General features: G+C 45.4%; 19 protein-coding genes and 1 pseudogene. 13 read left to right on the forward strand and 7 right to left on the reverse strand.

The genetic code is table 11. The annotated features are described in order from the left end of the window. The first annotated feature begins 65 nt into the window (after positions 1 to 65). Together ACFSVM_RS20785 and ACFSVM_RS20790 are read left to right on the forward strand one after the other, a co-directional pair. Positions 66 to 872 carry a hypothetical protein gene (locus ACFSVM_RS20785; RefSeq protein ID WP_090726835.1) on the forward strand — a complete coding sequence of 269 codons (807 nt, stop codon included), beginning with the start codon at positions 66 to 68 and terminating at the stop codon, positions 870 to 872. A gap of 156 nt (positions 873 to 1,028) precedes the next feature. Continuing rightward, a complete protein-coding gene (locus tag ACFSVM_RS20790) occupies positions 1,029 to 1,415 on the forward strand; it encodes a VOC family protein (RefSeq protein WP_047913564.1) in 387 nt (128 codons plus the stop codon). Between the two features lie 117 nt (positions 1,416 to 1,532). Here the strand turns inward: ACFSVM_RS20790 and ACFSVM_RS20795 are convergent, their stop codons facing one another. Next, positions 1,533 to 1,760 (reverse strand): hypothetical protein, encoded by a 228-nt coding sequence (locus ACFSVM_RS20795; RefSeq protein WP_076315029.1) that lies wholly within the window; start codon positions 1,758 to 1,760, stop codon positions 1,533 to 1,535. 288 nt (positions 1,761 to 2,048) lie between these two features. Here ACFSVM_RS20795 and ppk1 point away from each other — a divergent pair, with 288 nt between their 5' ends. Continuing rightward, positions 2,049 to 4,145, forward strand: a complete 2,097-nt coding sequence (gene ppk1, locus ACFSVM_RS20800; RefSeq protein ID WP_379264287.1) for a polyphosphate kinase 1 — start codon at positions 2,049 to 2,051, stop codon at positions 4,143 to 4,145. Here ppk1 and ACFSVM_RS20805 read toward each other — a convergent pair. Together ACFSVM_RS20805 and ACFSVM_RS20810 are read right to left on the reverse strand one after the other, a co-directional pair. Beyond that, on the reverse strand, positions 4,105 to 5,628 hold the full coding sequence (locus tag ACFSVM_RS20805; RefSeq protein WP_379264289.1) for a Ppx/GppA phosphatase family protein: 1,524 nt from the start codon (positions 5,626 to 5,628) through the stop codon (positions 4,105 to 4,107). The genes ppk1 and ACFSVM_RS20805 overlap by 41 nt on opposite strands. 240 nt (positions 5,629 to 5,868) lie before the next feature. Next, positions 5,869 to 6,072 carry a hypothetical protein gene (locus ACFSVM_RS20810; RefSeq protein ID WP_379264291.1) on the reverse strand — a complete coding sequence of 68 codons (204 nt, stop codon included), beginning with the start codon at positions 6,070 to 6,072 and terminating at the stop codon, positions 5,869 to 5,871. Between the two features lie 181 nt (positions 6,073 to 6,253). On the opposite strand from ACFSVM_RS20810, the pseudogene ACFSVM_RS20815 reads away from it, so the two are divergent. Beyond that, positions 6,254 to 6,912: pseudogene (locus ACFSVM_RS20815) on the forward strand (YheC/YheD family protein). Between the two features lie 275 nt (positions 6,913 to 7,187). Next, the gene (sda, locus tag ACFSVM_RS20820; protein ID WP_379264427.1) at positions 7,188 to 7,325 is read left to right on the forward strand and encodes a sporulation histidine kinase inhibitor Sda; all 138 of its coding nucleotides are present in this window, start codon (positions 7,188 to 7,190) and stop codon (positions 7,323 to 7,325) included. A 348-nt stretch (positions 7,326 to 7,673) separates the two neighbouring features. Here sda and ACFSVM_RS20825 read toward each other — a convergent pair whose 3' ends face one another. Beyond that, complete coding sequence (locus ACFSVM_RS20825; protein ID WP_379264293.1) at positions 7,674 to 8,675, reverse strand: NAD(P)/FAD-dependent oxidoreductase; 1,002 nt, start codon at positions 8,673 to 8,675, stop codon at positions 7,674 to 7,676. A gap of 585 nt (positions 8,676 to 9,260) precedes the next feature. Between ACFSVM_RS20825 and ACFSVM_RS20830 the strand changes: the two genes are divergently transcribed. Together ACFSVM_RS20830 and ACFSVM_RS20835 are read left to right on the forward strand one after the other, a co-directional pair. Continuing rightward, entirely contained in the window at positions 9,261 to 10,451 is a 1,191-nt protein-coding gene (locus ACFSVM_RS20830) for an NAD(P)/FAD-dependent oxidoreductase (RefSeq protein ID WP_076315036.1), read from the forward strand. A gap of 3 nt (positions 10,452 to 10,454) precedes the next feature. Continuing rightward, a complete protein-coding gene (locus tag ACFSVM_RS20835) occupies positions 10,455 to 10,709 on the forward strand; it encodes a hypothetical protein (RefSeq protein ID WP_076315037.1) in 255 nt (84 codons plus the stop codon). 66 nt (positions 10,710 to 10,775) lie between these two features. On the opposite strand, the gene hemQ is transcribed toward ACFSVM_RS20835, so the two are convergent. After that, positions 10,776 to 11,519, reverse strand: a complete 744-nt coding sequence (hemQ, locus tag ACFSVM_RS20840; RefSeq protein ID WP_076315038.1) for a hydrogen peroxide-dependent heme synthase — start codon at positions 11,517 to 11,519, stop codon at positions 10,776 to 10,778. Between the two features lie 346 nt (positions 11,520 to 11,865). Here hemQ and ACFSVM_RS20845 point away from each other — a divergent pair, with 346 nt between their 5' ends. The 3 genes from ACFSVM_RS20845 to dnaI all read left to right on the forward strand — a co-directional run bounded on the left by ACFSVM_RS20845 (position 11,866) and on the right by dnaI (position 14,972). Continuing rightward, complete coding sequence (locus tag ACFSVM_RS20845) at positions 11,866 to 12,162, forward strand: YuiB family protein (protein ID WP_076315164.1); 297 nt, start codon at positions 11,866 to 11,868, stop codon at positions 12,160 to 12,162. Positions 12,163 to 12,428: 266 nt separating this feature from the next. Next, complete coding sequence (locus ACFSVM_RS20850) at positions 12,429 to 13,958, forward strand: helicase DnaB (protein ID WP_379264297.1); 1,530 nt, start codon at positions 12,429 to 12,431, stop codon at positions 13,956 to 13,958. Between the two features lie 60 nt (positions 13,959 to 14,018). Further along, entirely contained in the window at positions 14,019 to 14,972 is a 954-nt protein-coding gene (gene dnaI / locus ACFSVM_RS20855) for a primosomal protein DnaI (RefSeq protein ID WP_379264299.1), read from the forward strand. A gap of 114 nt (positions 14,973 to 15,086) precedes the next feature. On the opposite strand, the gene ACFSVM_RS20860 is transcribed toward dnaI, so the two are convergent. Beyond that, the gene (locus ACFSVM_RS20860; RefSeq protein ID WP_090726846.1) at positions 15,087 to 15,245 is read right to left on the reverse strand and encodes a YqzM family protein; all 159 of its coding nucleotides are present in this window, start codon (positions 15,243 to 15,245) and stop codon (positions 15,087 to 15,089) included. A gap of 229 nt (positions 15,246 to 15,474) precedes the next feature. On the opposite strand from ACFSVM_RS20860, the gene trxA reads away from it, so the two are divergent. Both trxA and uvrC read left to right on the forward strand, forming a co-directional pair. Next, positions 15,475 to 15,789, forward strand: coding sequence for a thioredoxin (gene trxA / locus ACFSVM_RS20865; protein ID WP_047913576.1), 315 nt, complete (start codon positions 15,475 to 15,477; stop codon positions 15,787 to 15,789). Positions 15,790 to 16,042: 253 nt separating this feature from the next. Beyond that, the gene (gene uvrC, locus ACFSVM_RS20870; RefSeq protein ID WP_379264302.1) at positions 16,043 to 18,028 is read left to right on the forward strand and encodes an excinuclease ABC subunit UvrC; all 1,986 of its coding nucleotides are present in this window, start codon (positions 16,043 to 16,045) and stop codon (positions 18,026 to 18,028) included. Here uvrC and ACFSVM_RS20875 read toward each other — a convergent pair. Further along, the gene (locus ACFSVM_RS20875; RefSeq protein ID WP_379264304.1) at positions 17,997 to 19,697 is read right to left on the reverse strand and encodes a CPBP family intramembrane glutamic endopeptidase; all 1,701 of its coding nucleotides are present in this window, start codon (positions 19,695 to 19,697) and stop codon (positions 17,997 to 17,999) included. The genes uvrC and ACFSVM_RS20875 overlap by 32 nt on opposite strands. A 368-nt stretch (positions 19,698 to 20,065) precedes the next feature. Here ACFSVM_RS20875 and ACFSVM_RS20880 point away from each other — a divergent pair, with 368 nt between their 5' ends. After that, entirely contained in the window at positions 20,066 to 21,412 is a 1,347-nt protein-coding gene (locus ACFSVM_RS20880) for a TrkH family potassium uptake protein (RefSeq protein ID WP_379264306.1), read from the forward strand. The last annotated feature ends 17 nt before the right edge of the window (positions 21,413 to 21,429 follow it).

The following is a 21,429-nucleotide window of genomic DNA, read 5'->3' on the forward strand; positions in this document are numbered from 1 at the left end:
GATACTAGTTCTATATCACTCGTTCTTTTGAACCACATAAAGGGGAAATCATACTGATACATAAAATGATAAGGAACACGTTATTTTTACTTGTCGTGATTGCACTTCTAGTTATAGTCGTGAGGAAGGTATCCGAGCCTGTCTTCTCTGACCTGATCACACTGCCGATTACCGATAAAATAGCGCGAGGTGCACTGGAGGATCTGCCTCTTCCTCCATCGCAGGAGGAGCTGATCGCGTACGCTCAGCAGCTTGCCGAGGAGGGGACAGTGCAATATTCTACAGATTTAACCCTTCAGTACGAGCAGGCATCTGGTGATAGTAAGGGCATCATGACGGCTGCTTACAAGGAAACGCTCCTTGGCTTTATTGATATGGAATCTTCATCACTGGCCGAGATTTCAAATCGTCCGATTTATGAAGAGAATGTGATGATTTCGAGCTCACTGGCTGCGGATATAGAGGGAGAGCAATATGCACAGACCCGTGCAGATCAAGATCAGCAGGCTGGCATGGATGCCATGCAGCTTGAGCCGGGTATGGAGCAGCAAGAGAACAGAGAGCAAGATAACCTTATAACGACGGACGCTTCTGTTCCTGTTGTTGAAGAAGGGGATGTGCGGAAGAGTGATGGAGGTCCCAGTTCAGGAAGCTCCAATACGGGCTCCGAATCCACTGACGTCACAGTTGACAGCGAGGTTTCGATTGCGGGCAATGAAGGAGTCGCTCTTTATGTAAATGAAGTGTATTTTGACCGTTATCCTAATCTTAAGGAGGCAGTTCGGCTGGCGTCATTGGTTAAAAATGCAGCACTGATTGATCTGCGTACAGATCAAGTGGTCTGGGACAATTATAAGCACAGCGCAGATTAGCCGGTGCAATAACGCTATACCTCTATACAAATCTCACTTTATCGCGCATGTATTCAATGGCATTTATGACAATTCACCTGCACATATGTTAGCATAGAGACATGGAATTCTCAGGTGACATTATTTAGCCAGATCATGAAGAGTGAGGTATACAATATGCTTGAAATGGAACGGATTCACCATGTCAGTCTTGCGGTTCGGGATATCGAGCGCGCTCATGCTTTTTATTCGGAAAAGCTGAAGTTTAAGCGGCTGGAGCGTCCCCCTTTTAACTCCACGGGAGTATGGTATGCGATCGGGGAGCATCAGCAGCTGCATTTATTGGAGCATCCTGCAGGAGATACGCTGAGAGAGCGTGGAATTGACACGACGGATGGACATTTTGCAATATGGGTGAAGAGTCATAAGGCGACAATTGAATGGCTGGAGTCTCAGAACATCCCGTATGAAGCAAGACCCGACAGTGTTGCAGGATTTGCCCAAATTTTCATTCTGGACCCTGACCACAATATTATTGAATTCGGAGCCCCGTATTCGTCGTAAATGCCGGCACTGAGCCTGCTTCGAGCGATATAAAAAAACGACTACTGCTTATTCGTTAGGATTCGGCCCATCTAAAAATGGACTGAATTCTAAAGAATACGTAGTCGTCCTCGTATATTAAACTTCCGTTTGGAAAATGACCGTGTCACGGGAATAATGATGCTCTCTTCCGTCTTCACTTCTTAACCGGACTTTATCATTGGAGAACATTTCTACAAGACCACGGGCAATTTCGCAATAGACGCCAGCAGAATCCTCCTGCCAAACGGAAACGACGGTTTGAGATAAGGCCGCAGTAAAAAACTCGATGTTTTTTTGCAGCGTTCTGGATTTATTGGAATTCATCGTATCCTCCTTCTTTCGTAAGGTGACAACTACGTTCACGTATAATAGCACTGACGTAAACACTTTACCCTACTCTATTCTCTATTGTAAAGCATCCCGTCAAATTTGGTAGAAACATTCTCATATTATTTAGTATCTACACATTCAGGAATCGTAATATGGGTCAACCTTGCGGTGATTTTACATTGCGTTTACACAAAGAGTTTACAATAAAAATGGATAACTCTTTAGAAAAAGTGAGTAAGCTCAATCAGGCTTCGAACAATACACTTCATGAGTGAGGGAAGTATGAAAAAGGAGAATTATAATCACGACATGAACCCATATCTGAATCGGGATTTAAGCTGGCTGGAATTCAACAGAAGAGTACTTGAAGAAGCACAAAGCCCGGATACACCCCTGCTGGAACGCGTCCGCTTCCTATCCATTGTAACGACCAACCTGGATGAGTTTATGAGCGTGCGTGTTGCAGAGACCAGAGAGAAGATTAAGGCTGGCTTGACGAAAAAGGACTTTACCGGGTACACGGCAACAGGTCTATATCGACGACTGATGAAACGAACGATGAAAATGGTCAGTGAGCAGTATCGTTCATACCGCGATTTGCTGAGACAACTGAGTAAAAAGGGGATCGTATTTATGGAATATACGGACCTGAATGCAACCCAGCAAAAAGCAATGGAGCAATATTTTCACGATATTGTATTTCCGGTACTGACACCGATGGCTGTAGACTCCAGCAGGCCTTTTCCACTCGTACACCATAAATATGTGTATTTGGCCGTAGTTTTGCGCAAGGAAGATAGCAAGGAAGCGAATGATCATTATTTTGCGATTGTACAGGTTCCTTCCAATATTCCGCGTGTTATCTCAGTTCCGCTGCGGTCTAATAGCAAGAAGAAATCATTCATACGAATTGAAGAACTGATAAAACATCATATTCAATCTTTGTTCAGCGGGTACATCCCAGAAGCCGTTCATGGCTTTAGACTAACACGGAATTCAGACTTGTACATCAATGAGGAAGAAGCAGAGGATCTGCTCGAAGAGATTGAAAAAGAGCTGAGAAGACGCAGAAGAGGTGCGCCTGTACGTCTTGAGGTGGAGCAGGGAATTCATCCGTATGCACTTGAATATTTACAGGAAGAATTCTCGATAGGCTCCGATGAAATCTTCGAAATTCAAGGGCCGATGGATCTTGGATTTCTAAGCGGATTTGTGGATCAGCTCGAAGGATATACCCATTTGAAATATCCCGGCATCAAGCCTGTTTATCCAGATATCTTCAATACGGAGGAAAGCCTGTTCCGCATTTTGCGAAGACAGGACGTATTGCTGTACCATCCATATGAGTCTTTTGATGCGGTTACGGATTTTGTAGAAGAGGCATCAGAGGACCCGCAGGTCATGGCAATCAAGATGACCTTATATCGGGTAAATGGAGATTCCAGACTGATTCCGGCACTTGCTCATGCAGCTGAGATGGGCAAGCAGGTGACGGTTGTTGTCGAGCTGAAGGCAAGATTTGATGAAGAGCGAAACATCGCTTGGGCGAGGAAGCTGGAGAAGGCGGGCTGTCATGTTGTATACGGCCTTGTCGGACTGAAGACACATGCCAAGATCATCCTTGTCGTTCGAAAAGAGCAAAATATGCTCAAGAGATACGTCCATGTAGGCACGGGCAACTATAATGCGAGTACAGCACGGGTGTATACAGATATCGGACTCCTCACTTCAGATCCGCAGATCGGTGAGGATGCTTCTGAGGTATTTAACGAAATTACGGGGTATTCCGCAGCTCAGGGCTTGCAGCAGCTTCATATTGCACCAGCTGGACTGAAATCAAGGCTGTTTGAGATGATACGCAGAGAAGCAGAGAATGCAGCTCAGGGTAAACCAGCTCAAATTATCGCCAAGATCAATTCCCTGTCCAACCAGGAGCTGATTGACGAGCTTTACGCTGCTTCACAGGCAGGAGTCAAGATTCAGCTGATCGTTAGAGGTGTATGCTGTCTTCGTCCCGGAATAGAAGGACTCAGCGAGAATATTCAGGTCATCAGTATCGTTGACCGGTTTCTTGAGCATTCACGTATTTTTTATTTTCAGAACCATAAAGACCCAGAGGTCTACTTATCCAGTGCGGATTGGATGACTCGAAATCTAAATCGCCGGATTGAGCTGATGTGTCCAGTACATGATCCACAGCTTAAGCAAACGATTGTCAATATACTGGAATTATCGTTACATGACAATGTGAAGGCCCGGCTCCTTCTATCGAACGGGAATTATGTTCCTGTTACGAATGATGAGCCGAGCCTGAGAAGTCAATTTGAAGCACTTAAGATCAAAACGTGGAAGAAAGAGAAAGAGACCATTTCAAGCTAAGCTTCCAAGCCTTCTCTATATCTTTCTTAACCTCCGCTAGCTCCACCCGTTCCACAGACGGCTCCCTGCTGCAGTTTAACTGCAGGTGCAGGGCGTCGTCTGTTTTTTGCATATCTACCCTGTGGATCGCTTTTCCTCCACTGTACAGAGCTCGGGCGAGCTTAAGCAAGGAGCCGATTTGGTGTATTTTATCCACATCAGCTGGTGTCAGTATATCCAAATGATCTTGGATTTGCTTTGGCGTACGGTTCTTATGGTAATCACAGACGATAGCGGAGATGACGGTTTCCCGATGATTGAGTCCCCACAAGCCTTTGTTCATGAGCCAATATAGGGAATGGGAGCTTGCCCGGTGATGATGTACCCGCTCTCCTATTCTGTGAAGCATGGATACAGCATAAATTACACGTTCATCCTGTGTCTGTCCTTGGCCTATAAGTGTAGTGTGAAGCAGCTTCATCAGGCTATAGATGTGATCGAGATCCTCCTGCGGTGTAAGCGAATCATAGGCAAGAACATTTTGGACACTCTTGTACAAGACATCCTGATCCATAAACTGAGGAAATTGCCGATGAAGGGGCTCATAGAACAGCCCGTCACGTAGTCCTGCCCCGCTCACAACATAATGAGTCGACTGTAATAGCTCGAAGATCGTCTGCAGCAGGATCACACCAGGAATGATCAGATCGGTTCGATCCTTGGATAAGCCAGGGGTCTTCTTACGCTGGTCATATGGAATATATGGAAGCGTGTCATAGAAGGATTGAATTTCTTCCTTGCTTATCATGTACCCGTGCATAAGCGGAAGGGAATAGGCTTGTCTCTTCTGAACCATTTTTGCCAAGGCACGAACGGTCCCGCCTAGACCGACCAGCGGAAGATTTGGATGCGCGAGCAGCCAGTCCTCATCTTTCAAGGCGGTAAGAATGGAGTGTTTGAATCCTTGCACGGTTTCTGAGCGCCAGTAATCGGCTGTGCCATAACGTGCATGAGAATTTACCGCGCCGTAGGGGATCGATAGGCTTGCTCGATACTCCCGGTTAAGGAACAGTGTGATCTCTGTGCTTCCTCCTCCGATATCAATGATATATCCGTGCTGAAGAGGAATGGATTCTCGTACACCAAGAAATCCAAGCCGTCCTTCGTCCTCACCGGAAATAAGCTCCACGGTAAGTCCGGTTGCCGCTCTGATCCAGGCTGTAATTTCCTCACTATTTGCAGCATTTCGAATGGCTGCAGTCGCAGCTGCCCGGATATGTAAGACACCGTATGCTGAACAGATATCCTGATAGCTCAGCAGAACGGGAATGATTGTATCTATATTTTCTTTGTTGATGGTGCCGTCAGGACTCACTTTTTGACTGAGTCTGGCTGCATATTTTTTCTCATGGAGAACCCTATGCTCTCCCGAATGAAGTACTTCGTATATAACGAGTCGGATCGAGTTCGATCCAATATCAATGATGCCAATTCGATGATTCATGTCAGCAAGCCACTCCTTTTTGTGAGACTCCCAGGTGATTCCTATTTGGATATTGGATTAATACCATCCTATCGCTTATTAGATACATATATACTCGAATGAATCAGTGCCAGGTTATGTATAAAGCCTATGTCTAAATATATGTACTATATTGTAACAGCTTAAACAGACAGCATAAACAAAAAAACCGCTTCTCCAGATAGGAGAAAACGGATATTTTGTAAATCTTGGTCGATTGCATTACGTAGTAATGAACTCAATGACACTGATGAAAATCCCTGTAAAGATGAGAGAGAATACGATACAGCCAATTCCAAAACCGATATGTTTCTTGTCACGGATAAATTTAATGCCTGTCACGAAAGTAAGAATCGTTACAGCAACAAGTACGAGAACGATGGCAAAATAAGCGACCCCGTATAGACTTTCAATAAATTGTGCCACTTTAGTTAGTGCTCCCTTCCAGGGTTATAATCTGCTTGCAATGTTTCTATAAAGTTTAACCAAAACAGGCTCTCTACAAAGGCATACATACAAGAGAAGCAAGACTTCCGCCAATATATATGTAGTATATAACACGCTTAAGTTCATCCTGAAATCTTAAATAGAGGGGAGAAGGAAGAAAATGAGCTTGACGATCGGAAGTAAGTGGTTAAAAACACAAGTGCTCCTGAGCAATGCCTCTGTTGCTAATCATATCCCAGAAACCTGCTTGTTTACCAAGCAGCATCTGAAAAATATGTTACAAAAATACGGAATGGTATTTGTTAAGCCCGTCCATGGAGGCGGGGGAGCCGGTGTCATTCGTGTCAAGCAAGAGCAGACAGGTTATTCATACACCAAATTGTCGCGCCGACTGACGTTTTCGAATTTTGATCTTATGTATGCCTCACTTCTGAGAGCAAAGAAGAGAAGAGGCTATCTAATACAACGTGGAATTGAGCTGGCTCAGATCGGAGGCAGACCGATCGATTATCGTGTCAAATTCGTCAAGAAAGAGGCGGGCTGGAAGATCACGGCAATGCTTGGAAGACTGGCACGACCCGGCCTTGTGATAACGAATGTATGCAAGGGAGGAACCCTGATTAAAGGACGGCTGGCGTTACAGCAATCACTTCCCCATATCAGCGCTCGGTCGAAGCAGAGGAGATGCGGAATTTAACACGTGTTTGCACAGCTATCTTAGAAGAAAGGTTCCCGGGAATCGGACAATTGGGCTTTGATTATGGACTTGACCACTCAGGTAAGATCTGGATTCTGGAAGTCAATACAAGACCTCAGTAATTACTCTTTATGGAATGCTGCTTCCTCTTCATTCTATCAAAATTTAATAGTTCTCGAAAAAAATTTTGATAAGGTTTTCAGAAGAAATGACCTGTGTATAAATATTATCCACATAATCCACTTGCCAAAAATATAGATTTATCAGAATTATTAACAATTTATACACAGGATTTCCACAAGTGGATGTGGATATCAAGAACGCTTGTTCTACTTTTTATTCTCTGATATGATAGCTTTGAGGAATAAATAGGAAAGGTTGTGTCGGACTCATGGCTATGCTCTCAGATGAGACGCTGCTCGATTCTTACCATATGGCAATCGAGCTTCAGCTTGATGTCGATTTCATAGAATTATTGTTAGAAGAAATCCACAAACGTAGATTGCATACCGACGTATCTGCCGTTTTGCACTAGAAATCCTCGATTGGTGGACGGTCAGATCCTTCCAGGCACATACCAGGTATCAGCTGCATATGAGAATTCCGTCAGACAATGAGGACAATGCATTAAGTGTATGCATTGACTGGCTGCTGCGGGTATCGTTTGAGCGTGGGAAGATGCGACATAGGGACTGTAAGGTCCTGCGTAATCTTCCTCCAGTCCGCAATCTACGGTTTCTTGATGGCAGTTGGGACATAGTAAAACGGGTGCGGAATCTAGACCGTTACATATTGGGCATACATATGACAAAGGGTATCCACTCCTGAGATTAGTTTCAGGAGTAAGATACCCTTTTTTGTTGCAATATTATGCATTTATCGCTTACAGCTTCATATTGCTGCTATGGCCTGGGGACAGCTTCGCGCTTGGGTCCACATAGACCTTGGCGTTATTAACTGCGGTCGGTGCTTCGCCGAATCCAACAGCAATCAGCTTCAGCTTACCTTCATAGGTTGTAATATCACCGGCAGCAAAGATTCCCGGAATACTTGTCTCCATACGTGTATCAACCACGATGGAGTTGCTGTTAATCTCGATGCCCCACTCGGCAATCGGACCTAGAGAGGAGATGAATCCAAAGTTTACAATGACATCGTCAACTTCAATTTCTTGTGTTTCTTTTGTTTTGACATGAGAGAGCGTTACCTTCGTGATGCGGTCTTCACCATGAAGCTCCGTAATCTCTACTGGCGTAACTACATTCACTTTGGAAGCCATAAGGTTCTCTACACTGTGCTCATGCGCACGGAATTTATCGCGGCGGTGAATCAGGGTGACTTGCTCTGCGATTGGCTCAAGCATAAGCGCCCAGTCAACTGCAGAATCTCCGCCTCCGCTGATGAGCACCTTCTTGCCGGCAAAGCGCTGCAGATCACTTACAAAATAGTGCAGGTTCGTTTGTTCGAACTTGCTCGCTCCTTCAAGATCCAGTCTGCGAGGCTCGAATGCACCCACACCTGCTGTAATAATAACGGCTTTGGCATGATGAACGTCTTTATCTGTCGTTACGACAAAATGCCGCTCTTCTTTCTTTTCAACAGAAAGTACCTTCTCCTCCAGACGGATATCGGTATCGAAGCGTTTCATTTGCTCCAGCAGATTGCCAACGAGATCGCCAGCCGTAATCTTTGGAAATCCAGCAACATCGTAGATGTATTTCTCCGGATACAAGGCGGCAAGCTGTCCGCCGAGCTGAGGCATGCTTTCGACGATTTTGACCGAAGCCTGGCGCATACCTCCGTAAAATGCAGCAAACATCCCAGCGGGACCGCCGCCGATGATGAGCAAATCAGTTATATCTTGTGTGGAATCTGGGGTCGTCACCTGTAAAACACACCTTTCATATTTTATATTCCGAATCAATATCGTCACGGATTCAAATCCCACGAATTTCGATTCATAGACCAATGGGTAAATGGAAGTAATATGGCCATTAGTCCTTCTATTTGATAGTCATTATCAATTATAGACACTACTCTTGCTCGTTGCAAAGAACAATATACAACTTTTCCTATAATTTTCACCCAGAAAACGATTATATTTTCACTTGCTATTTTCGATACGTATCGCTATCATTTTTGTTGCATGAAAAAATAACTTGATTTTTAAAGGTTTTAGGCTTATTTTAAATAGTTTTGCAACCGAATGACATAAGCTGTCGTTTTAATGAATAGGAATTGAATTACACCCTCTTTTTAGCACGTTATGCGAAGGTGGATGTATACAGCTGGATGGATAAGGAGCCCATAGCGAACTTGTACGTTTCAGGGGAAGAATGGGCCATAAATATAGAGCGGACTAATAGGATGAAATCGATTCAGTTGTTATGAAGATTTACTTATTATAACCTGATAATATTGACTTTGGTTCCTTCTATAGAAGTTGAAACAATATCGGAGGGGTAAGCGCATGAGCAGCATTCCTAAGATTGTCATCCTTGGCGCAGGCTACGGGGGTATATTGACCGCGCAGCGACTTCAAAAGGAACTGAATTATAACGAAGCAGACGTTACACTCGTAAATCGGCATGACTACCATTATATTACGACACATCTTCATATGCCGGCCGCAGGGACGGACTCGATTGAGCATGCAAGAGTGCCTATTTCCAAATTGATTGATGAATTCAAGATTGATCTTGTGAAATCGGCTGTCAAAGATATTAGGCCGCATGAGAAAAAAGTAATATTGGAAGATGGTACCTTGTCATACGATGTCTTAGTTATTGGTCTCGGAGGTGAACCGGAGACATTCGGAATTCCCGGGATGAGAGAGCACGCTTTGACGATTCGCAGCATTAATTCAGTAAGGCTGATTCGGGAGCATATTGAATATCAATTTGCATGCTATAAAAATGACAGCAAGGCCAGCAGGATGAATTTTGTAGTGGGCGGTGCGGGCTTTAGCGGGGTAGAGTTTGTATCTGAGCTTGCTGACCGTCTTCCACGCCTGTGTAAGGAGTTTGATGTCGATCCAGGGGTTGTACACCTCTATAATGTTGAGGCAGCCCCAACGGCCCTTCCAGGCTTTGATAAAGAGCTGGTCGAATATGCGATGAAAGTGCTGAAGAACAAGGGAGTATCGCTGCGTATAGGTGTTCCTATTAAAGAATGTCTGCCTGAGGGTGTTATTATCGGAGACGGGGAACACATTGAAGCTTCCACGGTCGTATGGACCGGGGGCATCAGGGGCAACAGGCTGGTGGAGCAGGCTGGCTTTGAGGTCACACGAGGACGTGTAGCCGTTGATGAATATTTGCGGGCGCCGGGCTTCGATAACATATTCATCATTGGAGACAGCTCTCTCATTATGAGTGCAGAGGGTCGTCCTTACCCGCCTACAGCGCAGATGGCGATGCAGCAAGGGGTCAATTGTGCTAAGAACATTTCTTTGCTGATCCGTGGCAAATCGCTGGAAAAATTCAGATTTAATCATAAAGGAACGGTAGCTTCACTTGGCAAGGGCGAAGCAATCGCTGTTGTGAACGGGAAGAAATGGAAAGGCTGGAAGGCTGCTCAGCTCAAAAAAGCAGTAGATATCAGATACTTATATAAGATCGGCGGAATCCCGCTCGTCATCCAAAAAGGAAGGTTCTTTTAACTTATGAGACATTGCAGTGTTCAAGTACGCGGGCTGCTCACTAGAGATGAACTCAATCGGTATAATGCACTGATGGAAGTAGGCAGCTATTTGGAAGAACAAGACCGCTATGATCTATCTTATATTGTTCAGAAGGAAGTTGACATTCTTATTCTGCCGGCTATCGAGCGATTGAAGGAGAAGAGCAGGGACCGGGACCGTGCAACGGCAGAGTTCCTGGAGTCACTGAAAAGGCTCGAAGAGGAAGATGAGGATTAAAGCATTGTTACCCAAAAAAGAGGATGTGCTGCAGGTTGATCCGCAGTACATCCTCTTTGTGTAAGCTTACAGCTTCAGCATTGCTTCAAATGACTCCTGTGTCAGAAGGCTTCCTACATAGAAGGAACCAAATTCCCCGTAACGTGCGCTGACTTCATCAAAACGCATTTCATAGACCAGCTTCTTGAATTGAAGAGCATCGTCCGAGAACAACGTTACTCCCCACTCCCAGTCATCGAAGCCGACAGAGCCCGTAATGATTTGCTTTACTTTGCCCGCATAGCTGCGGCCGATCATACCGTGACTTCTCATCATGGATTTGCGCTCGTCCATCGGCAGCATGTACCAGTTGTCACTGAGATCGCGTTTTTTGTTCATTGGATAGAAGCAAATGTATTGATTCTTCGGAAGTACCGGCTTCAGACGTGCAACAATCTGTGGATTCTGCATCGGATCTTCATCTTTGCCCAGATAGTTGCTAAGCTCAACTACGCTGACATAAGAATAGGATTTCGTCGTAAATTGGGCAAACGTTGTTTTGTTAAATGCATTCTCGATCGCATTCAGATCCTCCAGCGTTTCACGCAGATGCATCATGACAAAGTCCGCTTTTTGACCTACTACAGTATATACGGTAGAGCTTCCTTTGCCGGATTCCTCATCCGCTGCCCAGGCATTAAGAAATTCCTGTAATTCATCTGTGGCAACCGCACGGGTCTCATCGTCAGCAGCACGCCATGCCGCCCAGTTGATCGATCTGAAATCATGAAGGGCATACCAGCCCTCGAGAGTTAAAGCCGCTTCGCTCATCTGTTTATCACTCCTGATTGGAATATTTATTGTAAAAGAATTTTTCATTTGTTGTGAATCAATGTCATAATCCCTTTTATGACATTGATTCTGGTGCATACAGCTTTATTGTATCAAAGCGTAAAGCGGCTGGGCAAATGAAGATCTCATTAAGTGCACCGTTTTAACAAAATGCTCATAATTTGAACTATTGGGCGGAAGCCTGCCCATTTCTGTTTTTGCAACGGCAAGAGCTGTATTTTTGGATGTGATCTCATTGCCTGTACCTCTCATTTGAGTTAAACTAATGATTATCTATTATGGGTTTGCATACATGAATTGGCAGAAAGAGGGGGAAAGTGAACGGATGCAGATTTTACCTGTGCTTGTTCTCATGGTTTTATTTTTTGTCATGATGTTTGGGATCGGTTTCATTTTGAATATGCTGATGAAGACAACGTGGTTTCCTTCTTATTTGTTTGTCATCGTCCTGATTCCTGTTGTGATCTTCAGTATGTGGGATCAGGCAAGCATGAGCCTAGGCGCACATCTCGGTACATATCGGCTAGTGGATTATTTAACAGGGATTGCTGGACTTGTAGGTGCCGTGATGAGCGGATGGACGATTAAGAAGCTGAGGCTTGGTGGATATCGAATGTTTTAGTAATTAACTGGATACTTATTGGAGGACGCCTCTTTCTGGATGAAGAAAGGGGCTCTTTTGTCATATCAGGGGTTCACTTTTCATAGAGTGATAGAGTACAATAGTAAACCGTGGCTTTCAAAATAGAAGAATGGTCGATTAATGTCGTATAAGATGAAATAGCGGAAAGATTAAGCAGGGAAATTGGCTATTTTTGAAGATTTAAGCGGCCGTCTTTTATGATAGAATAGAGAAACATTATTATTCGGAAGAAGGAGAAATGAGCGATGCGCATGAAGAACATGCTGCACTTTACCGAGAATCATCGATACTGCGTTTTCCGCGAGTTTGGACTTAGCAGCCTGGACGAACGGATGCTCAGCTCCGCATATCAGCCCATGGCGGGGGCCTTTGCGATCAGCTTGTACAGGCTGTTATTCCAGCATGTCAGAGCAGATCAAATCGGCTACTCCACGATGGAGCAGCAGCGCAAGCTGTTCCTGGCGCTGGGACTCGAACCCAGTGATAAAGGACGCAAGTATTTGATGGAGCAAACCTCCAAGCTTGAAGCCGTAGGGCTGCTTCAGACTTCCCGAGTTTATATACCTGAGACAGATGAATATACCTATGAGTATGAGCTGTATCCTCCCTTGTCTCCCGGTGAATTTTTCCGGACCCAGCATCTGACGCTGCTGCTGAGAGATAAGATTGGCAAGTTCGCAGTGCTTGCACTGAGATCGCAGATTTGGACTGAAGATGCTGAGGAAGCAGGATTACCATCAGCGAACAAGGAGAATATCTCTGTCCCGTTTTACGATATATTTGAGCTGAATACGCATGTCATTGATTATGAGCTTGAGCAGGCATTATCCGAAATGTCGAGTGCTAGATCTGAAGCAAGTACGCCGGCTGTGCCTGAGAATGACCAGCTGAACTATGCGGATATTATTTTGCGCTTCCCGCGTGAATCTGCCAATCGGCGTTATGTCGAGCAGCTCCGATTCGAACCGGATCAGCTTGGCCTTGTGAATTATGTTGTGCACAAATATGACCTGGGGATTCAGGATCTGTGCCGATTGCTAGATGAGGACGAAGTATTTAACACCCGTGGCGAGATTATACTCGATCGTCTGCAGGAGCTGGCTAGCAGCATGTTCAGGCAAGGGAAGAAGCGGAAGGAAGAACGGTCCATCCACGCTGCGAAGGTAGTCAGCATGCGGCAGGCACTTGACAGCAAGCAGGCAGATGAGCCTCCCGTGGAGCATGGGGTAGAGATGGAATATTATTTGGAAGTGCCGCCTCAATTCTCTTCCAAGTGCGATATCCACCAGTACAATATGATGCTTCGTAATGAACCTTATTTGCGTTTGCTGCAAACCTTTTTCCCAGGCTCCGTACCGGACAATCTCATTGACATATTTGAAAAAGTAGACCTCAGCTATAAGCTCCCGGGCGAAGTCATTAATGTATTGATTCATTATCTAATGACCTTGCTGGTGTCCGGGAGTGAACAGCGTATTAATCGTAATTTTGTGGAAGCCATTGCTTCCAATATGCTGCTTAAGCAGGTCAATACTTATGAAAAAGCAGTACAGTATATCCGTGATCAGTCGAAGGTCAAAGGCAGCAAGGATAAAACGAGCGAGAAGGCTCAACGACCTGGGCGCACGAGAGGCTATGCATCACAGCAGGCAAAACTTAAGCCGGACATTCCTATTGTTCAAGATACAGGAGACGGGGCTTCGGTTACCGAAGAGGAGCTTGAAGAAATGATTCGTTTTGCCGAGGAAATGCAGGCGAAGAAATCACTCCGTTAACCAAGAAATGAATTTCAGTAATATATATTTCAAATCAAGAAAGGAGGGCATTAACCAAGGATGGGACCGCTAGGACAAATATTACAGCAGATGAATCCGTCGTTTCGTCAACAGTCTCATGCCATTGCGGACAAGCTGAAGGCTGATCCTTCCGTTCGCCGGTTCTTGGAAGAGAACCCTGAGGTCGATGACGCCCGGTTTATGCTCTCATTATCCAAGTTTTTTCAGTATGCCAAAGACAGCAGTAATTGTGCCAACTGCCCAGGTCTTGCGAATTGTCCGAATGACTTCGAAGGACATTATTCGAAATTGTCCGTGGAGCATTTTAACGGAGAGCCTGAAATTATAGATAAAAAAACCCCCTGCAACCTGCAGCTTGCAGCAATGCACAAGAAAAAGGTCAAGGAGCGGATTCAGAGCTTCTATGTGGATGAACGTGCTCTGAGTGAGGGGTATAATGTTGCCGAAATTTTAAGAAAAGATCTGCAGCGGGCCCCTGCCGTGAACCAGGTGTTCCGTTACGTCAATGAAGCGAAGCAGAACGGGCTTTCACCGCATGGATTGTATCTCGAAGGCTCTTTTGGAACAGGGAAGACATTCCTTATGGGTTATTTGCTGCATGAGCTGGCGCTTGAAGGGTTCACTGGCGTCATTGTGTATATGCCTGACTTTGTAGAGGATCTGAAATCCATGTTTCAGGATGGACAGAAGCTGAAGGAAACGACAGAGATGCTTAAGAACTGCGATCTGCTCATATTTGATGACATCGGTGCAGAGAACTTAAGCCCTTGGGTACGAGATCATGTACTGGGCTCAATTCTGAACTATCGGATGAACCGCAAGCCAACGTTTTATACTTCAAATTATAATCTGGAGAGCCTGGAACAGCATTTGAGCTTTACGAGCAAGGATGGGGAAGAACGGCATAAGGGACAGCGTTTAATGGACCGGATTCGTCCTTTTGTGGATGTAGTTTCTGTACGTGGGGAGAACCAGCGTGGAAAACATCGGTAGCTGAATTCAGCTGATGAAATCATAAATTGCGGGCACAATAAACAAAGCCTGATCATCCCGTCACAGCGGGCCAATCAGACTTTGGCTTGGGTCATGCGGCTTTCTATGGAAAGCCTACGCCATCAGGAACTTAATGATAACCATTCCAAAAAAGATAACGGTCATCAGCACGAACATGCCGACGAATCCGCCAATGAGATCGAAGAGATCGTTACGCGGTTCTTCGTTCACATGGGACCTTGGATCGTACGGTCTCACAATGTTTGGTTCCATGATGCTGCCCTCCTCTGTTTACGTACTAAAACAATATAAGTATACCCACTATAGGAAGCCCTTGTAAAGAATTCATGAATACGGAAATAGTTGTGAAGAATTCGCAAAATATATGCATATGCATGTATTTCCTTACGGGAGTCGTTGTGCTATAATGAACTCAATCGTTTACCAGAACGATATGAAGTTTAATAATAACTACGCAGTATATATAAGGAGGACATATTTCATGGCTATTGTTAATGTATCCGATCAATCCTTTAACACTGAGGTTGAAGGCACAGGTACGGTTCTTGTAGATTTCTGGGCGCCTTGGTGCGGTCCTTGTAAAATGCTTGCTCCTATTCTGGAAGAGCTTGCTGGTGAAGTAGGCGATGATGTAAAGATCGCTAAAGTAAACGTGGATGAGAACCCTGAATCGGCTTCCCGTTTCGGTGTAATGAGCATTCCTACACTGATCCTGTTCAAAGACGGTCAGCCTGTTGATAAAGTGGTTGGTTTGAACTCTAAGGAAAACCTGAAAAATCTGATTTCCAAGCACTAATCGGCTTAAGAAATGAAGATGGTAACGCCTCCGGCATTGCAGCCTGGGGCGTTTTTTCATGGTTTTTGCGGTTTGGACGAATGAATACAGGATAGCACTTGATCGTACGTAGAAAGAAGTTATACTATAACATAGGGAACATGCATTCGTTGTTTGATCCCTTTTTCAGACCTTTTTACTTTTATAACCTTTAATTCACCGTTTATATATAGATCTAATAATACAGTTTGACAGGGAGGGGGAACGAAGGAAGATGGAATCACATCTGAGCCATATTCATGAACAGGAGAAGGCGCTGGAGCAGATCAGACACAAGCTGGCACTGCTGCCCGATCTGCCTGGCTGTTATCTGATGAAGAATGATCAGGGGACGATCATCTATGTCGGGAAAGCGAAGGTGCTGAAGAATCGGGTGCGCTCCTATTTTACGGGAAGCCATAACGGGAAGACCCAGCGGCTTGTTGCGGATATCCGTGATTTTGAATACATCGTTACGAGCAGTAACAAAGAGGCGCTTCTGCTGGAGCTGAATCTAATCAAGAAGCATCAGCCGCGTTACAATGTACTGCTTAAGGATGACAAGACCTTTCCCTATTTAAAAATAACGAATGAGCGACATCCGAAGCTGGAGGTCACTCGCCGGGTGCTGAAGGACAAGGCAAAGTATTTCGGTCCATATCCGAACTCCTATGCAGCACATCAGACGAAGAAGCTTCTTGACCGAATGTATCCGCTGCGTAAATGCGGAGTCATGCCGAAGGAAGTATGCTTGTACTACCATATGGGTCAATGCCTGGCACCTTGTGTCAAAGAGATTGGCAAAGAGACCTATGAAGGGATCAGCACAGAGATTGCTTCCTTCCTAAGCGGAGGTCACGAGGAGATCAAGAAGGATCTCCAGAAGAAGATGGAGGAGGCGGCAGAGGATCTATACTTTGAACGGGCTAAGGAGCTGCGCGATCAGATCATTGCGATCGATGCCCTGATGGAGAAGCAGAAGATCACGACCGCTGATACCAAGGACCGGGATGTATTCGGTTTTGCGATAGACAAAGGCTGGATGAGTGTACAAATTCTTTATATACGCCAGGGCAAAATGATCGAGCGTCATTCCACTTCTTTTCCTTTTTACGGAGATGCGTATGCGGACTTCATATCTTTTGTAACCCAGTATTACAGTGATAATCCGGCATTGCCGAAGGAAATACTTCTCCCTATGCTGCCTGAGGAGGAGAACATGCAGCTTCAGCAGACTCAGGAAGCAGACGAAGCGAATGAGCAGGCACAAGCTTATAGTTTAGAGGAGAATGAGCAGGAGGAGGAGACCGTTCCAATTCCTGACGAGACTGCATCAGGTGATCTAGAGACGAGCGGAATTGATGATCCAGTCAGTGCAGCAGGACTGCTTCAAGAATGGCTGGATATCAAGGTGCTCATTCCGAAGCGGGGCTTGAAGCGTCAAATGGTCTCAATGGCCACGGAGAATGCGAAGGTATCTCTCGATGAGAAATTCCGTTTGATTGAGCGGACAGAGGAGCGCACTTCAAAGGCCGCGCAGCGTTTGGGAGAAGCGCTTGGACTATCCTCTCTTCACCGTATTGAAGCCTTCGATAACTCCAATATTCAAGGAGCAAATCCAGTATCTGCGATGGTCGTGTTTATTGACGGTAAGGCAGAGAAAAGAGAGTATCGCAAATACAAGATTCGATCTGTTAAAGGGCCGGATGATTATGAAACGATGCGTGAAGTCATTCGCCGCAGATATGAGCGTGTGCTCAAGGAGAATTTGACACAGCCCGATCTGATCATCGTCGATGGGGGTCGTGGTCAGATATCCTCAGCAATGGATGTTCTTCACAATGAACTGGGGTTGTATATTCCCGTATGCGGCCTCGTGAAGGATGCGAAGCATAAAACATCGCAGCTTATGATTGGAGATACGTTCGAAGTTATTCAGCTGCCTCGGGATAGTCAGGAGTTCTACCTGCTTCAGCGAATTCAGGAGGAGGTCCACCGCTTCGCTATCACATTCCACCGCGAGCAGCGAGGCAAATCGATGGTTGTATCCCGTCTGGATGCCATACCGGGTATTGGCGAGAAACGACGCAAGATGCTGCTTAAGCATTTCGGATCTCTGCGCAAAATTAAAGAGGCCAGCATTGAAGATTTCCGGCCTCTATCCATTGGCGATAAGCTCGCCCAAACTATTATTGACTCTCTTCAGGATGAGGAGCCGTAAATATCGGCTTCTCTTTTTTTGTTCCCGAATGAAAACGGTAGATGACGTAACCCACGATGGCAGGAAGCACCATCCAGAATACTCCGGCAGCTACATTTATGGCATCCTGCATGGCGAGCAAGCTGATACCCATGAGAATGCTGTTAAAGATGACGTGGCTGAATACAGCAGTGACGAAGCCATATTTGATCATAATGAAGCTGAATACAAGGCCGATAATCGTGAGTTCAATCGGTCTTGTGATGACAGGGTAGATCGGATACAGCGTATGACCGAATGCCCAGATGAGAGACGTAATCATCGCGGCCAAGACCGTGCTTCGTACCATCTTCTTAAAGATTCGGATACCGAACAAACGGTAAACGGCTTCTTCCCCAATGCCGGCCATCCAGGCAAGGATAGGCATAAGCCACGGATAGACCATGTTATAAGGGGACTGGCTGGCATCTGTTGTAGACCATACGCCGAGTCCTTTTTCAAGCACGAAGAAGATGACGGACTGCAATCCAAGCAGTATAAATGCCCATAGGTAACCCGAATACATGCTGTGAAGCACATAGTGGCCATATCCAGGCTCCTTGGCCCGTCCCCATAGATTGTAGCCGTCTTTCCGCCAGAGCCCGTTCCCAGCAACCAGAGAGAAGTATACAAGAGCGGTCATAGCCAGCGTAAACAACGTTTGGATTCCAAACAAGATGACAAGCATGAGGGTCGAATAACCTTCCGCCTGGAATGTTGGCAGCAAGTTGATCGTACCGATCATGGAGAACAGGAAATACAGAATGGACAACCAGATTCCTCTTTTAAATGAGGTATAGGCTCTTGTCAGTACACTGTACACGATAGCGAGTACACCAAGCAGCAAGGTGAATAATCCATAGCCTGCAAGCGTCATTAGGTTGGCTCTGGACGTTTCCTTCGCTACATATGCTGTATGTTCGGCAGGTACAGAGAACTCGGGTTCGAATGATCGAATATCGTCATTTTCAAAAGTGAAATGAAGCTTCAGCGTACTTTCTCCGAGCTCCTTACTGTGATCTGCATAGACCAGACCGGGATCGGCTTCGGTCGTTTCAAGCTCTAGTGTGCTTACGTCATAGCCCAATTCGGATAGAACAGGGACAGCAAGACTCACTTTATCTTCCAGTGAAATTCCGCCTTCGGATAACCGAAGTAATGCAGCTCTTCCTTCCGATTCAGGCACCAGTTCATTCGTCGTATAATCGGAATCAGGCAATTCCCGGATATAGGATACAGGCTTCGCGGTATTCATGTGAATATCTACATTTAGATAGCCTCCTGAGTCTTGATCGGGGAGTCTTACCCGATATACATCATACGGATATTGTTGCTCAAATTCTTTGTCGTACTGCTCAAGCAGCTTCTGATTAGCCAGATAGCCGTATAATTCGGAACGTGACTGGTATGTAACTAATACATCCTCAAACAAAATTTTATCGTTTAGCCCGAGTTCACTCTCGGCATATTGAACCGCAGCTTGGTATGCTTCCTCTTTGCTGATTACCTTTGCTGTCTGCTGTTCAGTAGATTGCATTGACGTTCCCGGCAATATCTGAAAAATAAAAAACAAGATCAGGCCGATGGCCGCGAGCACCCCGAGCAAGCTGTAGTTCGGTTTGAGCACTAAAGGCTGCCCTGGTCGATTCAATGTCATTCCTCCATTCTTACTTGAGATTGTTCAGCTTACAGTAAAGATAGCATATGCCGCTGTCTCAAAGCCAATGAATAGAGCAAATCCTTGAGAAAGCGGTTTACAAGCATGAAAATGTCCAATAATGTTTCATAATATGTTGACTTTAAAGAAGTATATTCATTTTTGCACTTTTTTAGTGAAATTAAGGTGTTTTTGATTTTGTCACGCTTTCCCGAAAGTCTTATAATCGTGGTTGAACTTCATACGAGAAGCAATTAGCCGAATCCTAAAGTGAAAACAGGGGAACCAATACAATAGAGCCTGGACTTTACGGGCTGGTTGGTTCTTTTTTTGATGATAGGAATATAAAACGAGGTGAACCCGTGCTTAACGAGCAGCACCGTCTTTTTAAATTGAATCCACCGCAGATTTTGGTGCTTGGCTTTGCAGGCATTATCCTGATGGGCACCCTTCTCTTGATGCTGCCTGTATCGAGCGCGAACGGAGTAAGTGTAGGGTTTATTGATGCGCTGTTCACAGCGACATCTGCTACATGTGTGACCGGACTTGTCATACTGGACACCGGATATGACTTTTCTGTATTTGGCCAAGTCGTCATTATGTTTTTGATCCAAATCGGCGGTCTGGGATTTATGACCATGGCCACCTTGATTGCCATCGTATTCAGGCGGCGGATTTCGCTGCGGGAAAGACTGATCCTGCAGGAAGCGTTCAACCAGAGTTCGATTGAGGGCATTGTTAAGCTGGTCCGCAAAGTATTGTTCTACTCCCTGACGATTGAAGCAGTAGGGGCTGTCTTGTTTGCGCTTAGATGGTCTTTTGATATGAGTATCGGCAAGGCAGTATATTTTGGCATATTCCACTCCATATCATTCTTTAATAATGCCGGCTTTGATATCTTTGGTGAATATCGGAGTCTGACGCTTTATGTGGATGACCCGTTCATCAACATCATCGCGATGGTATTGATTGTTTCAGGTGGTCTTGGTTTCGTCGTTCTCTCCGATGTGCTGGAGCTTCGAAAAAGAAAAAAACGAACCCTGTCACTGCATTCAAAAGTAGTATTGTCGATTACAGGCTTCCTGATTGTCTTCGGTGCTATAGTTATATTTATCTTGGAATTTAGCAACGCGAAGACTTTGGTAGGACTGGATGCCGGAGGAAAAGTACTAGCTTCCTTCTTTCAATCCGTCACATCGAGGACGGCAGGCGCGAATTCGCTTGATATCGCGGGCTTACGCCAGGCAACCCAGTTTTTTATCATCCTGCTGATGTTTATCGGGGCTTCTCCGGGATCGACTGGGGGCGGGATCAAGACTACGACATTTGCCATTCTTGTCGGTGCCGTGCTATCCATGGTACGAGGCCGGGATGATGTCGTCATATTCCGCTACCGTTTGGCTCAGGAACGAATTATTAAGGCCCTGACCATTACAATGATTTCGCTGCTCCTGGTGGTGGGTGTAACGATGATTTTATCGACTACTGAAGATGCACGCTTTCTAATGATCTTGTTTGAGACAACATCGGCATTTGCAACGGTAGGGCTGTCCATGGGGCTTACACCTGAGCTGACGACCATTGGCAAGCTGCTGATCTGCCTGACGATGTTTGCAGGTCGTCTTGGGCCGATAACGCTCGCTTATGCACTCAATCGAAAGAGCAAGGAATTGTATAGACATCCAGAAGGCAAGATTATTATTGGCTAAAGAGGAGATTTGAGACT

Source organism: Paenibacillus shunpengii (genome assembly GCF_042684905.1).
Lineage (GTDB): Bacteria > Bacillota > Bacilli > Paenibacillales > Paenibacillaceae > Paenibacillus > Paenibacillus shunpengii.